Annotated in this window: 12 protein-coding genes and 1 pseudogene; 9 read left to right on the top strand and 4 right to left on the bottom strand. The window is 71.5% G+C overall.

Translation table 11 applies throughout. The features are described from left to right. Positions 1-12 precede the first annotated feature (12 nt). On the bottom strand, positions 13-264 hold the full coding sequence (locus AC4D2E_RS09010) for an acyl-CoA carboxylase epsilon subunit (protein ID WP_104168361.1): 252 nt from the start codon (positions 262-264) through the stop codon (positions 13-15). Continuing rightward, the gene (locus AC4D2E_RS09005; RefSeq protein WP_104168799.1) at positions 261-1844 is read right to left on the bottom strand and encodes an acyl-CoA carboxylase subunit beta; all 1584 of its coding nucleotides are present in this window, start codon (positions 1842-1844) and stop codon (positions 261-263) included. Before AC4D2E_RS09005 ends, AC4D2E_RS09010 begins: the two co-directional genes overlap by 4 nt. 251 nt (positions 1845-2095) lie before the next feature. Between AC4D2E_RS09005 and AC4D2E_RS09000 the strand changes: the two genes are divergently transcribed. The 8 genes from AC4D2E_RS09000 to AC4D2E_RS08965 all read left to right on the top strand — a co-directional run bounded on the left by AC4D2E_RS09000 (position 2096) and on the right by AC4D2E_RS08965 (position 10514). Beyond that, the gene (locus AC4D2E_RS09000) at positions 2096-2956 is read left to right on the top strand and encodes an SDR family oxidoreductase (protein WP_490952383.1); all 861 of its coding nucleotides are present in this window, start codon (positions 2096-2098) and stop codon (positions 2954-2956) included. A gap of 41 nt (positions 2957-2997) precedes the next feature. Next, the gene (locus AC4D2E_RS08995; RefSeq protein WP_490952382.1) at positions 2998-3879 is read left to right on the top strand and encodes a biotin--[acetyl-CoA-carboxylase] ligase; all 882 of its coding nucleotides are present in this window, start codon (positions 2998-3000) and stop codon (positions 3877-3879) included. Between the two features lie 3 nt (positions 3880-3882). After that, a complete protein-coding gene (locus tag AC4D2E_RS08990) occupies positions 3883-4479 on the top strand; it encodes a PH domain-containing protein (RefSeq protein WP_490952381.1) in 597 nt (198 codons plus the stop codon). Next, positions 4476-5717 (top strand): adenylate/guanylate cyclase domain-containing protein, encoded by a 1242-nt coding sequence (locus tag AC4D2E_RS08985; RefSeq protein WP_490910697.1) that lies wholly within the window; start codon positions 4476-4478, stop codon positions 5715-5717. The genes AC4D2E_RS08990 and AC4D2E_RS08985 overlap by 4 nt, the downstream gene beginning before the upstream one ends. 137 nt (positions 5718-5854) lie before the next feature. Further along, positions 5855-6811 carry a PP2C family protein-serine/threonine phosphatase gene (locus AC4D2E_RS08980; protein ID WP_490952380.1) on the top strand — a complete coding sequence of 319 codons (957 nt, stop codon included), beginning with the start codon at positions 5855-5857 and terminating at the stop codon, positions 6809-6811. 6 nt (positions 6812-6817) lie between these two features. After that, positions 6818-9145 carry an NAD-dependent DNA ligase LigA gene (ligA, locus tag AC4D2E_RS08975; protein ID WP_490952379.1) on the top strand — a complete coding sequence of 776 codons (2328 nt, stop codon included), beginning with the start codon at positions 6818-6820 and terminating at the stop codon, positions 9143-9145. Then, complete coding sequence (locus AC4D2E_RS08970) at positions 9142-10053, top strand: inositol monophosphatase family protein (protein ID WP_490952378.1); 912 nt, start codon at positions 9142-9144, stop codon at positions 10051-10053. Before ligA ends, AC4D2E_RS08970 begins: the two co-directional genes overlap by 4 nt. Further along, complete coding sequence (locus AC4D2E_RS08965) at positions 10050-10514, top strand: DUF2087 domain-containing protein (protein ID WP_490952377.1); 465 nt, start codon at positions 10050-10052, stop codon at positions 10512-10514. The genes AC4D2E_RS08970 and AC4D2E_RS08965 overlap by 4 nt, the downstream gene beginning before the upstream one ends. Before the next feature lie 45 nt (positions 10515-10559). Here AC4D2E_RS08965 and AC4D2E_RS08960 read toward each other — a convergent pair whose 3' ends face one another. Next, entirely contained in the window at positions 10560-12065 is a 1506-nt protein-coding gene (locus AC4D2E_RS08960; protein ID WP_490952376.1) for a glycosyltransferase family 39 protein, read from the bottom strand. A 351-nt stretch (positions 12066-12416) separates the two neighbouring features. After that, positions 12417-13879, bottom strand: a pseudogene (locus AC4D2E_RS08955) (HNH endonuclease). 105 nt (positions 13880-13984) lie between these two features. Between AC4D2E_RS08955 and AC4D2E_RS08950 the strand changes: the two are divergent. After that, positions 13985-14215, top strand: coding sequence for a hypothetical protein (locus AC4D2E_RS08950; protein ID WP_490952375.1), 231 nt, complete (start codon positions 13985-13987; stop codon positions 14213-14215). Positions 14216-14247: the final 32 nt, after the last annotated feature.

Here is a 14247-nt window from a genome sequence, read left to right as displayed (position 1 = left end):
GCACGGTGGGGGTCAGCGGACGCTGCGCCGCCAGGATCCGGGGCCCGGCGTCGGACCCAGCCGCAGCAGTGCCCGCCGCACCCAGGACCGCCCATGGTTCCGGGCGTCGTACCCGGTGCCGCTTCCCTGCAGGGCGGCGACGACGGCGGTGAGCGCCGCGAGTTCCTCGTCGGTGGGGTTGCCGGACACCACCGAGAGGACCACGGCGTCGTCCGCCGCCGGGCTGTCGCCGGAGGCGTCGTCGAGCGGGTCGTGGCCGGTCACAGCGGGATGTTCCCGTGCTTCTTGGCGGGATTGGCCGAGCGCTTGTCGCGCAGGGCGCGGAGGCCGCGCACGATCTGCAGGCGCGTCTCGGACGGTGCGATGACGGCGTCCACGTAACCGAGGGCGGCCGCCTGGTACGGGTTGAGCAGTTCCTCCTCGTACTGCTGGACGACGTCGGCGCGTGCGGCCTCGACGTCCCCGCCGGCCTCGGCGACGGCCGACAGGTGCCCCCGGTACAGGATGTTGACGGCTCCCTGCGCGCCCATCACCCCGATCTGCGCGGTGGGCCAGGCGAGGTTGAGGTCCGCGCCGAGCTTCTTGGACCCCATGACGATGTACGCGCCGCCGTAGGCCTTGCGCGTGATGACCGTCAGCTTGGGGACCGTCGCCTCGGCGTAGGCGTAGAGCAGCTTCGCGCCGCGGCGGATGATGCCCTGGAACTCCTGGTCCTTGCCGGGCAGGAAGCCCGGCACGTCGACGAGGGTCAGGAGGGGGATGTTGAAGGCGTCGCAGTGGCGCACGAAGCGCGCGGCCTTCTCCGAGGCGTTGATGTCGAGCGTCCCGGCGAACTGCAGGGGCTGGTTGGCGACGATGCCGATGGTGTGGCCCTCCACGCGGGCGTAGCCGGTGATGATGTTCGGCGCGTACAGCGCCTGCATCTCGAGGAAGTGGGCGTCGTCCACGACCGCTTCGATGACGGCGTGCATGTCGTAGGGCTGGTTCGCGGCGTCGGGGATCAGGGTGTCGAGCGCGAGGTCCTCATCCGTCTCCTCGGGTTCCTCGACGAACGCCGTCAGCGGGGCCTCCGCGAGATTGTTGGAGGGCAGGAAGTCGAGGAGTTCGCGGACGAAGCCGATGGCGTCCGCCTCGTCCGTGGCGAGATACGCGGAGGTGCCCGTCGTCGTGTTGTGCTGGCGCGCACCGCCGAGGGTCTCCATGTCCACGTCCTCGCCGGTCACGGTCTTGATGACGTCCGGGCCCGTGATGAACATGTGCGAGGTCCTGTCCACCATGACCACGAAGTCGGTGAGCGCGGGGGAGTAGGCCGCCCCGCCGGCGCACGGGCCCATGATCAGGGAGATCTGCGGGACCACCCCCGAGGCATGGACGTTGTTGCGAAAGATGTCCGCGAACATCGCCAGCGACGCCACGCCCTCCTGGATGCGGGCGCCCCCGCCGTCGTTGATGCCGATCACGGGGCAGCCGTTGCGCAGTGCGAACTCCTGCACCTTGACGATCTTCTCCCCGTTCACCTGGCTCAGCGAACCGCCGTAGACGGTGAAGTCCTGGCTGTAGACGGCGACCAGCCGGCCGTCGACGGTCGCGTACCCGGACACGACGCCGTCGCCCAGGGGCTTCTTCTTCTCCATGCCGAAGGCCGTGGAGCGGTGCACCGCGAGGGCGTCGAACTCGACGAAGGAGCCCTCGTCCACGAGCAGGTCGATGCGCTCGCGCGCCGTGTTCTTGCCCCGGGCGTGCTGCCGCTCGATCGCCTCGGGTCCCGAGGGCTGCTCCGAGAGCTCCTTGCGCCTCCGGAAGTCGGCGAGCTTCCCGGCCGTCGTGGTGAGGTCGGGCTGCAGGTCCTGATGCATGAATACTCCGGTCGGCGGGTCGAGGAGGGCGGGCGCCACCGGGGGAGCCCCAGCCGTGACTGGAGGTTTCCGACAACGGACGGCGCGTTTCCCTCAGTCTAGTGAGGATCCGGGGGCGCGCCGTTGTAGGACGTCTACAGTTTCCGCCGTCATCGCTTAGCCGGGCCACCGATGTTACCCGCGGGTAACATCGGTGCGTCGCGGGCCGTCCGGGGCTCACCGCTGCTTATGGTGGAGCCATGACCGAACGCAACGAAGCGCAGGAACCACAGGCCCCGGCCACGCTCGCCGGACGCACCATCCTCATGTCCGGCGGAAGCCGGGGCATCGGCCTGGCCATCGCCCTCCGCGCCGCCCGTGACGGCGCGAACGTGGCCATCATGGCCAAGACCGGGGAGCCTCACCCGAAGCTCGAGGGCACCGTGTACACCGCCGCGGAGCAGATCGAGGCCGCGGGCGGGATGGCCCTGCCGATCGTGGGGGACGTACGGAACGACGACGACGTCGCCTCCGCCGTGGACGCGACCGTCGAGGCGTTCGGCGGCATCGACGTCGTCGTGAACAACGCCTCCGCGATCGACCTGTCGAAGACACCCGACGTGGACATGAAGCGGTACGACCTCATGGCCGACATCAACGTGCGGGGCACCTTCATGCTCAGCAAGTTCGCGCTCGAGGCGCTCCGGGCCTCGCCGAACCCGCACATCCTGACGCTCTCCCCGCCCCTGAACCTCGCGCCGAAGTGGGCGGGCCTGCACCTCGCCTACACCATGGCGAAGTACGGGATGAGCCTGACCACCCTCGGCCTCGCGGAGGAGCTCGAGGACGACGGCGTGGCCGTCAACTCGCTGTGGCCCGCCACCCTGATCGACACCGCGGCCATCCGCAACATGCCCGGCGGGAGCCGCCTCGTACAGGCGGCCCGCAGCCCGGACATCGTCGCCGACGCCGCCCACGCCGTCCTCGTCCGTCCGTCGCGCAGCTGCACCGGGAACTTCTACACGGACGAGCAGGTGCTGCGCGAGGAAGGCGTCACCGATCTGACCCGGTACAGCCTCGGCGTCCCGGAGGACCGGCTGGTCCCCGACATCTTCCTCTGACGCCCCGGCCGGTGCACGCGGGGCCGGATAGGATCGATGTCATGTCCTCCCCCTACTCCAATCTCGAGCGCCCCGGCCTGAACCTCGGCGCGCTGAGGACAGCCCTGTGCATGCCGGCCGGTCCGTTCTCGCGGCTCGACGTCCTGGCCACGACCGGGTCCACCAACACCGACCTCGTAGAGCACGCCCAGGTGGAGGCGGCCGGGTGGCCGGACCTCAGCGTGCTCGCGGCGGAGACGCAGACCGCGGGGCGCGGCCGGCTGGACCGCAGCTGGGTGGCACCGGAACGCTCCTCGCTCTTCGTGAGCGTGCTCCTGCGCCCCTTCAACCGGCACGGCCGGCCCGTCCCCACCGGCGCCTACTCGTGGCTCTCCCTGCTCGCCGCACTCGCGGTCGCGGAGAGTGTCGAGGAACGCACCAAGATCTCCCCGCAGCTGAAGTGGCCCAACGACGTCACCGTGGACGGGCGGAAGCTCGCCGGTGTCCTGGCCCAGTTCGTGCCGGGGGCGGGCGCCGAGCCGCCCGCCGTCGTCGTCGGGGTGGGGCTGAACGTCAGCCTCACCGACGACGAGCTCCCCGTCCCCACCGCCACGAGCCTGCTCCTCGAGTACGCCGGGACCACGGACCGCAACGTCCTGCTGAAGTCCTTCCTGCGCACGTTCGCCGACCACTACCGTGCCTTCTGCGACGTCGACGGCGACGCCGGCGCGGCATGGGACTCCGGGCCGTCGCTGCTGGAGCGCATCGGCGCCCGCATGGCGACGCTCGGCCGGGACGTCCGCGCGGAGCTGCCCGGCGGCGTCGTGGTGGCCGGACGCGCCCTGTCCCTCGACGCGCACGGCGGGCTCGTGGTGCGCGACGACGACGGCGAGCGCCACACCATCTCCGCCGGCGACGTGGTGCACGTGCGCCCGCAGGTGTAGCCCGTGCGGATCAGGCTGCTGCCCGGGGAGCGTGTCCTCGTCCGTACCCGGCCCAACCCCCTGCCGCTCGCCGGGCCGGTCGTCGCTGGGTTCCTCCTCCTCGCCGTCGGGAGTTTCGGGCTCGGCTACCTCGCCCGGCCCGATCTCCCCGCAGGCGTGGCCGAGTGGCAGCCCGTGCTCCTGCCGGTGGTGTTCGGCGTCGCGGTGCTGGTGTTCCTGTGGGTGGTGGGGCGGCCACTGCTCCGGTGGGCCGGCAACCGGTACGTCCTCACGAGCATGCGCCTCATCCACCGGTCGGGGACAGGGCGGCGCACCGAGCACCAGATCAACCTGTCGGCGATCTCGCAGCTCCAGACGGACCAGGGGCTGATGCAGCGGATGGTGGGCAGCGGGACGCTCATCGCGGACCTCGGATTCGACCGGGCGCACGCCTACCGGCACGTTCCGCAGATCGCAACGTTCAAGGACTACGTGGTCCAGGCGATCGGCGAGCTCCCGCTCACGCGCATGTTCGACGGAGTAGACATGGAAATCGATCCGCAGTACGCCCGCGGCGGGACGCCCCGGGTGCAGCAGGAATGGAGGGACACGCAACCGTGACAGTCGAGCACCGCCGTGAGGCCGGGCAGCCCGAAGACCCGGAGGGCGCCGCAGGCGAGGCCATCCGGGCGTCCGGGCAGACCGGGAACGCCCCCGACGCCGCAGCCTCGACGTCACCGAAGGCCGTGTGGCAGCTCCAGTCCGACATGGCGACCGGAGGCGGCCCGGAGGATGCTCCGTCGAGCGGGGCGCCGATCGAACTGGACCGTGAGACGATCCGCCGCCTGGAGCGCGAACTCCTCGGGGCCGAGCGCACCCTCAAGCGCCGCGACATCGCGGCGGGCGCGGGCGTGTCCCTGCTGTCCGCCCGCAAGCTGTGGCGCGCCATGGGCTTCCCCAACATCGGGGACGACGACGTCGCCTTCACCGAGAAGGACCTCGGCGCCCTCACCACGATCATCGACCTGGTGCGCCAGGAGCAGCTCACCGAGGACGCCGCCATCTCGATCACGCGGGCCGTCGGCCAGATGACGGACCGCATGGTCGTCTGGCAGATCGAGGCGATCGTGGAGGAGATGGTGGCGCAGCGCGGGCTCTCCGACGCCGACGCGCGGAAGACCCTCGTGTCCGAACTGCCGGACCTCATCGATCCGCTCGAGAAGACGCTGGTCTACGCGTGGCGCCGCCAGATGAACGCCGCGGTCCAGCGGCTGGCGCTCCGCGCCGAATCAGGCCTGGCCTCGAGCGAGACGGGCCGCGCCGGGGACGAGCAGGACGCCCCGCTGCCGCTCGCGCGCGCCGTGGGCTTCGCCGACCTCGTCTCCTACACGAGCCTGTCCCGGCAGATGAACGAGCGGACGCTCGCGCAGCTCGTGCAGCGGTTCGAGAACAAGAGCGCCGAGATCATCTCCGTGGGCGGCGGCCGGCTCGTGAAGACGATCGGCGACGAGGTCCTCTACATCGCCGAGTCGCCGGAGGCCGGGGCCGAGATCTCGCTGGCCCTGGCCAAGGCCTTCTCCGAGGACGAATTCCTCCCCGCCGCCCGCTGCTCCCTCGTGTGGGGCCGCGTGCTCTCGCGGCTCGGCGACATCTACGGGCCGACGGTCAACCTCGCGGCGCGCCTCACCGCGCTCGCGGAACCGGGCGAGGTCCTCGTGGATTCCGGCACCGCCGCGACGCTCTCCGCCAACGAGAGGTTCGTCCTCGTGCCGCACGAGCCGCGGCAGGTCCGCGGCTTCGGGGAGGTGCAGCCGGTGACCCTCGCGCGGGGGACCGGCACGGGGATCATCCTCGACTGACTTCACGACCTCGCGGGTCCTGCGGCGGCGCTTCGGCGTCTCCGAGCGGGCAGAGGGCAGAATGGGGACATGACTGACCAGCAGGGCTGCATGCCCCTCACCCCGGCCCGTCCCCTCCGCACGTCGCGAGGAACGGCATGAGCGAACCGCGAGCGAACGGCTCACACGCCGTCGACGTCGGGCCCACCTCCGAGGGCAGCTCCGCATCCACCTCCGGTTCCGCCCCCCGGCAGCAGGACGCCGGGACGGCACCCGGTCTCGGTGTCCGGCTGACCTACGGCTTCGGCACCGACCGCGGGCTGCGCCGTGAACTGAACGAGGACTCCTTCCTCGCCGTCGAGCCGGTCTTCGCCGTCGCGGACGGGATGGGCGGACATGAGGCCGGCGAGGTGGCCAGCAGCGTCGTCGTGCGCACCCTGGAGGGCAGCAGCCTCGCGGGGACGCGCATGCCCAAGCTCACGGCGACCGACCTCGAGGAGATCATCCAGCAGGCCGACCAGCGCATCCGGAGCGAGGCCGGCGGGCACGCGGGCACCACCCTGACGGGCGTCGTGCTCGTCGAGGAAGCCGGTGCCCCCTCCTGGCTGTTCTTCAACGTGGGGGACTCCCGGGCGTACCGGTTGAGCAGCGGCACCTTCGGGCAGATCTCCGTGGACCACTCCGAGGTCCAGGAACTCGTGGACCTCGGGAGCATCACCGAGGACGAGGCCAGGACCCACCACCGCCGGCATGTGGTGACCCGCGCCCTGGGGACCGGGGACGACGCCGACCCGGACTTCTGGCTGATGCCGGTCGAGGACCGCGACCGCATCCTGCTCTGCTCGGACGGATTGAGCGGCGAAGTGACCGACGAGGACATCTACACGATCCTGGCCACCGTCCCGGACCCGCAGGAGGCGTGCGACGAGCTGATCGCGGCGGCCCTCCGGTCCGGAGCCCGCGACAACGTGACCGTGATCGTCGTCGACGCCTCCGATCCCGACGCCTCGGATCCCGACGGCCCGGATCGGGACGGGGACAGGCCGCGCTCCGGTGCCGCTGCGGGTGGCCGGTTCGTCGCGGACGGCGACCGCTGGCCGGTGTCGGAGCCGTAGGGCAGGATGAGGAAAGTGACCCCAGGACTCGAGAGTGCATCGGTAGACGCCACCCCCGCCGGGCAGGGCGGCCCCCCCAGCGACGAGCTCCGTGAGGAGTACGCGCAGCTCGCCGAGGACGTCCGTGTGCACCGTGCCGCGTACTACCAGGACGCCGCGCCCACCATCTCCGATGCCGAGTTCGACGCCCTGTTCCGCCGCCTCGAGGAGCTCGAGGCGCTCCACCCGGAGCTCGTCGCGAACGATTCGCCGACGCAGGAGGTGGGCGGCGAGGTGTCCGCGGCGTTCACCCCCGTGAACCACCTGGCCCGCATGTACAGCCTCGAGGACGTCTTCTCCCTCGACGAGCTGACGGCCTGGCTGGATCGCGCGAGCGCCGGCGTCGAGCAGCGCAGCCCCGGCGCGACGGTCGAGTGGCTGACGGAACTCAAGATCGACGGCCTCGCCGTGAACCTGCTCTACCGCAACGGGGAACTGGTGCGCGCCGCGACGCGCGGTGACGGCGTCACGGGCGAGGACATCACCCACAACGTCCTCACGATCGCCTCCATCCCCCGGCACCTCGCGGGCACGGACCACCCCGAGGAGGTGGAGATCCGGGGCGAGGTGTTCTTCCCCACGAAGGAATTCGGCCAGCTCAACGAGCGCATGGTGGCCGCGGGGAAAGCGCCCTTCGCCAACCCGCGGAACGCCGCCGCCGGCTCCCTGCGCCAGAAGGACCCGGCCATGACGGCGGAGAGGCCGCTGGACATGTACGTGCACGGCATCGGTGCCCGGACGGGGCTGTCGGCCGGGACGCAGTCGGAGACCTACGAGCTGCTGAAGGGGTGGGGCCTGCCGACGTCCCCCTACTACCGGGTGCTCCACAGCCAGGCCGAGGTCGTCGACTTCATCGCGCACCACGGCGACCACCGCCACGACCTGCTCCACGAGATCGACGGCATCGTGGTCAAGGTGGACAGCTTCGCGCTGCAGCGCGCCCTCGGCCACACCTCCCGCGTGCCTCGCTGGTCGGTGGCGTACAAGTACCCGCCCGAGGAGGTGAACACGAAGCTGCTCGACATCCTCGTGAACGTCGGCCGGACGGGCCGCGTCACGCCGTTCGGGCTGATGGAGCCGGTCAAGGTCGCCGGGTCCACGGTGGGGATGGCCACGCTGCACAACCAGGAGGTGGTCAAGGCCAAGGGTGTGATGATCGGCGACATCGTGGTGCTCCGGAAGGCGGGCGACGTCATCCCGGAGATCGTGGGCCCGGTCATGGCCCTGCGCGACAAGCAGGACCCGCCGGTCCGCGAGTTCGTGATGCCCACCGAGTGCCCGTCCTGCGGGACCCCGCTGCAGCCGGCGAAGGAGGGCGACGTCGACATCCGCTGCCCCAACGCCCGCTCGTGCCCCTCGCAGCTGCGCGAGCGCGTGTTCCACCTCGCAGGACGCGGCGCCTTCGACATCGAGGCCCTCGGCTGGGAGGCGGCCATCGCCCTCACGCAGCCCGCCGAGCCCTCGGTACCGCCCATCACCACCGAGGCCGACATCTTCGACCTCACCCCGGAGAAGCTGGCGGACGTCAGGATCGAGCGGGACAAGAAGGTCAAGGGCGTCGTCACGGGCCGCGAACTCGTGCCCTACTTCTACTCCAAGGGCACCGCGAAGAAGCCCTCCGAACCCAGTGCCACCACCCGGAAGCTCTTCACCGAACTGGAGAAGGCGAAGACGCAGCCGCTGTGGCGCGTGCTCGTGGCGCTCTCCATCCGGCACGTCGGCCCCACCGCGTCGCGCGCCCTCGCCACGGCCTTCGGCTCCATGGAGCGGATCCGCGCCGCGAGCGAGGAGGAGCTCGCCGGCGTCGACGGCGTCGGCCCCACCATCGCCGTCGCGCTCACCGAGTGGTTCGCGGAGGACTGGCACCGCGAGATCGTGGACCGGTGGGCCGCGGCCGGGGTCCGCATGGAGGACGACGTCGACGAGAGCACGCCGCGCACCCTCGAGGGCCTCACCGTCGTCGTGACGGGGTCCCTCGAGCGGTACAACCGCGACGAGGCGAAGGAAGCGATCATCACGCGCGGCGGCAAGGCCGCCGGCTCGGTGTCGAAGAACACGAGCTACGTGGTGGCCGGGGAGAACGCCGGCACCAAGCTGGAGAAGGCCGAGACGCTCGGCATCCCGGTCCTCGACGAGGAGGGCTTCATCGCCCTCCTCGAGAACGGCCCCGCAAATGGGGAGCCCGACGACGGCGGACCGGCCGGGAACGACGGCGACGAGAGCGAGGACACCGAGCTGGCCGAGGAGCTCGAGGCCAGGGCCGGCACGGATCCGGACGGACGGACCGTCCGATGACCGCCGCGCCCGGGACCGGCGACGCCCGGGCACCCGCCCCGGAGGTGCTCCTCCATCTGGCCCGGCAGGCCGCCGCGGCAGGCGCCGCCGTGCTGGCCCGGCGTGATCCCGAGGCGCTGGACGCCACCAGCAAGAGCTCGGACAGCGACTGGGTGACCGCGTTCGACGTCGCCGCGGAACACGCGGTCCGGACCGTCATCGCGGGCGCGCGGCCGCACGACGCGATCACGGGCGAGGAGCTCGGCACCACGGTGCCCGGCGGGTTCACCCCGGGCGGCGACGGCGTCCGCTGGTCGATCGATCCCCTCGACGGCACCACCAACTTCATCCGCAACATCGTCTACTACGGCACGTCCGTGGCCGCCGCCGGCCCCGACGGCACCTGGCTCGCCGGCGTCGTCCACGCGCCCGCGCTGCACCGCATCTACTGGGCGTCCCGCGGCGGGGGAGCCTGGCTGAGCGACCACGGGGCCGTGCGGCGCCTCGGGGGCCCGCGCACCAGGCAGGGACGGCTCCTCGGCACCGGATTCTCCTACGACGCCGCCATCCGGGCGGAGCAGGTCGTCGCCCTCGGGACGCTCCTCGAGGGCTACGGGGACGTCCGCCGCCTCGGCTCGGCGGCCCTGGACCTGTGCCTCGTGGCCGACAGCACGCTCGACGCCTTCGTGGAACGCGGCCTGCACGAGCACGACTACGCGGCCGGCGCCCTGATCGCCGAGGAGGCCGGCCTGTCCGTCCACCGGCCGGCGCTCCGACCCCTGCTCGACGGCGGCCCTACCGAGGCCGAGCGGCTGGCGGAGGTCACCGCGGCCGCACCCGCCGCGTTCATCGGCTCCCTCACCGGGTCTGTGCCCGGTTCCGCGCCCGGGTCTGTGCCCGGTTCCACGCCCGGTGAGGGCCGGGCATGACCGCTCCGTCCTGGCAGAAGGTGCTGTCCACCCTGGCCGGCGGCCGCTCCCGCGAACTGTATGCCCGGGCCGTGCTCGGGCAGCCGCTCGACGCCACACCGAAGGAGCTGCAGCGGCTGGTCGATGCCGGACTGCTGACGCCGGAACACGCCGTCGCGGAGGGGCTCTTCACGGACGTGCTCGCCGCCGCGGCGCCCACCCCGAAAGGGGTGGACCGGTTCTTCCGGGACGGGCGTGTCGACGGCCTGCCGCGCGCCGGGCAGGACCGCACCGCCCTGCTGGCGCACCTCGCCGGGAGGCTCCTCCCGGCCGACATGGAACTCGGCGAACCCGAGGTCAACCGTCTGCTGGCGACCGTCACGCACGACATACCGACGCTGCGCCGCGCGCTCGTGGACCACGGGTATCTGGAGCGCTATCCGGACGGGACGGGCTATCGACGGGTCACAGAGGCTCCCTGAAACACGGCCAGGCGTTCGGTCGGGGTGCCGTCGGCCCAGGTGCCGTCAGTCCAGGTGCCGGAACCGCGGCCAGAGCTCCGACCACGGCCGGGTCCGCTCGCACACGAGGACGGGCTGCCCCTGTTCCTCGTTGTCGACGTCGAGCCCGTTGTCCAGGCGGACCACCTCCTCACAGGACACGAACAGGGTCGACGCCAGCCCGGCCTGCCCGCCGATCACGATCACGGTGCGCGCATCCTCAGGAGGCGTGGAGAGGTAGTACAGCTCGTTGTGGCCGCTGTGCGCCGGGGGCAGTCCGCGGGCGGGCCCGTACCGGTGCAGGGCCCCGGCCTCACCGTAATTGCTGGCGATGAGGGTGGCGTCGGACGGGTCGGGAAGACTCGCGACGACGCCGCCGATCTGGTCGACATACGCGGGCCAGCCCACCTGATCGCGCGCCAGCTGGTTGATCTCCGGGACCAGGGTCCGGCCCAGGACACCCACGGGGATGACCGGGAGGGTGATCGCCATGGAGACGACCGCGTTGACGGCCACCACCGCCCACACCGTGCGGCGTCGCCCCCGGGAGCGCATGATCGCGGCGGCGGGGACACACCCGACGGCGAAGAGCACGACGACGAGCCCGGCCGGGTAGTAGATCTGTCCTCCGGCCAGGAAGGCGAGGGCCAGGAGCACCACGAACGCGGCGGCGATGAAGCGCACCTGTCTCCATTCAGCGCGGCGCAGCAGGTGCCACCAGCCGAGGCACCAGACCAACGCCAGCGGCGGGCCGAGGGTGACGACCAGGAACCACCACATGTCCACGCGGGTGTCCGCGGCGTTGTTCTCGTTCAGGGCCGCCCCCATGGACAGCTGCGGCCAGTCATGGGCCCACTGGAACAGGACGTTGGGCGCCGCCACGGCCAGGGTGAGGGCGCCGCCGAGCCATGGCCACGGCGTCGCGAGCAGCCGGCGGGGGCCGGCGACGAGCAGCCCGGCCAGGAGCGACATCAGCAGGCCCGCGATCAGCAACTTGTTGTAGGTGGCCAGGCCGGCGACGATCCCGGCCGCCAGCCACCACGCGGGCGCATCCCGAAGGACTGCCCGGACCACGCACAGGACGACGGCGGGCCAGAACACGAGGTCCACGGAGGCGGTCAGCATCACGTGACCGAAGAGCAGGGGGACCACGCCGAAGCCGAACCCCCACGCGCACAAACCCTGTGCGTACGCCGCGCCGCCGAACTCCCGCGTAATCAGGACCACGACCACGAGTGCCAGGAGGGTCGAGAGGGTCGCAGGGATCCGGACGGCCCACACCTCGTCCGCGATGAGGCCGAAGGATCGGACCAGCCACGGCGTCAGGGGCGGCTGGTCGATGTACCCCCACGCCGGGGGAAGCATCCGAAAGTACAGTTCGTCCCGGTGATAGCCGTAACTTCCGGACACGAGCGTGAGCAGCAGGCAGAGCACCGCTGCCGGGACCGCCACCGTGCGACCCGCGAAGGGTGGCAGGGTGCGCGTCGGCGGCGCCCGGTACATCGCGGGCCGTGCCGTCCAGTCACCGCTCATCGGGACGGCTCACGTCGGTGCCGTCGACAGAGTGGGCGCGGGTGGACAGCAGGCATACGATCTCCCCTTCGTCGCGTGCTTGGCGGATGTCAGCGCGGGCTTAGCAGGAAGCTTGCAGTGTTGCACCCCTGCCGTCACCGCACCAGTGGCCGTTCCGGTCCTGCGCCTCGGCGGTGCCGATCCCGCCCATGGAAGCTACCGGGTCGGAGCTGCCGGCCCCGCGAGTCCGGACGTCACGTCGCCCGGAGGTCACGGCTCGACGTCGACTGATACGAGCATGACCTGTGGAACCGTCTGGCGATCCACCCTGCCCTCGCGGTGGGCGGGTCGGTCAGGCGTTCTGCCTGCCGGTCAGGCGAAGAGCAGTTCGGCTCGTCGGGACCGCCGCGCGTAGGGGTATGCCGGAGTGCTGTGATCGTCCGGGGCCTGGCTCAGCGATGGTGGAGGTGTCGGCGGGTGGGCCCGTCCCTCCAGACCCTGCGCATTCCCCCACTCCTGCTCGCGTTCATGCTCCGGACGGTGCGCGTATTCTCGCTCGTGCCCGCGTTCGCGTTTGTTCGGGCTGCTGCCGGGGAGGGGCGGTGCGGTGGAGTGGTAGGTGTGGCCGGTGGGCGTGCTGATCTCGATGACGTGCCGGCTCCCTGGGCTAGAGCGTGGCCTTGTGTGCCAGCCGGGGAGTTCCTTGGTGTGGTTGCACGCCTCACACAGCCCGGCACCGTTGGACAGGCTCGTGGGCCCGTCCTTGTGCCAGGGGATGATGTGGTCGTAGTGGCGGATCGGCGCATCACAGTACGGGGCCCGGCACAGATGGTCGCGGGCCTGGATGAACCGGCGCTGCCCGGCCGTGAAAAGCCGAGCCCGGGACTCGACGGCCACCAGCTCCCCGCTACCGGGGGCGGTATACAGGCGCCGCAGCCAGACCTCGAATGCCCGCCGGTGATCTGCTGACGGGCCGGAGGCCCGCTCGGAGGCCGGCCCGGTGGTGAGGAGGTCCCGCGCCCAGCCGGCCGGGACGATCCCGTAGCCCGGCAGCCTCGCGGGTTCGCTGTCGCCCTGGAACAGGGTCCGGTCCGTCATGACCAGCTGCACCTCGACCCGGGAGAACCCGCCCGGGGTGCCGGTGGTCCGCTCCACCAGCGCATCGGCCATCAGCTGGCCCGACTCCGGGGATCCCCGGCGGCCCGCCGGGTGTCGGCGTGCCGGGTCAGTTCCGCGTGCACCGCGACCCCCTGCGCGACCGGCAGCAGGGCGGTCAGATACGTCATGGTGTCCGGCGCCGGTCGCAGACTCACCCGCCGGTCCGCCGCCGCGTGGCTCGCCCGCTGGGTCACCGAGCGCGGGTCCCTCCGGTACGCCGCCGCCCGCGCCGCGGCCACGATCTGCCGGTCCCCGGCCCCGTCGAAGGCACCCGTGTCCGCGGCCAGGTCCTCATCGACCGCGCACCGATCCGCAGCGGAGAGGCACGCCGTCTCCCGGACCAGCAGCGTCGCCCGCCACTCATTCAACAACCCGGTTTCGAGGGCGGCCATCGTGTGCGGCATCTCCGTCACCAGAGCCCGCGCGAACCCGAGCAACCGTCCGCCCCGGGCCGGGGACTCACGCCGGGCCAAAGCCACCTGCGCCGCCACACCCCTGCCCCGCTCCGCCACCGGCACACCGGCCGCGGCCTGGGACCGGCGCTCATCCAGGTCGAACGCGACCGCGATCCGGGCCTGCCGGGCGGCGATCGCCGACGTGTAATCCTCCAAGGACCGCATCTCATCGATCAGCTCCGCACCACCGGCACCCATGGGAAGCGAGAGCATCTCCTCCATCAACTCCCGCACCCGAGCCGCCGACGAAGAGGCAGGGACAGCAGCAGGTGCGACGTGGTCTGCCGAGGACGTGGCCAGGCCGGCAGTAGCCGAAACGTCGCCCTGATGCTCAGCCCCACCGAACATGGGAGCGCCTTGGTGGGCAGCGCCACCGGTCACGGTGGCGCTGAACCGATGAATCTGTTCGCGCAGCTGCTGGATGAATTCAGCACTCCCGGGGCCCGTTGGAAGGGACGCCACCAGATCGATCAGATCCTGCACAGAGTCAGCATGAACCGCAGCGGACGGGACAGCGCCACGCCGCAGAGCACCACCAGGATCGGTGGTTTCAGGTGAAGCGTTCGAGCTGCTGGCCATACTGAATTCTC

Source organism: Arthrobacter sp. TJ-265 (assembly GCF_058269135.1).
This window is presented reverse-complemented; position numbering and strand designations above follow the sequence as displayed.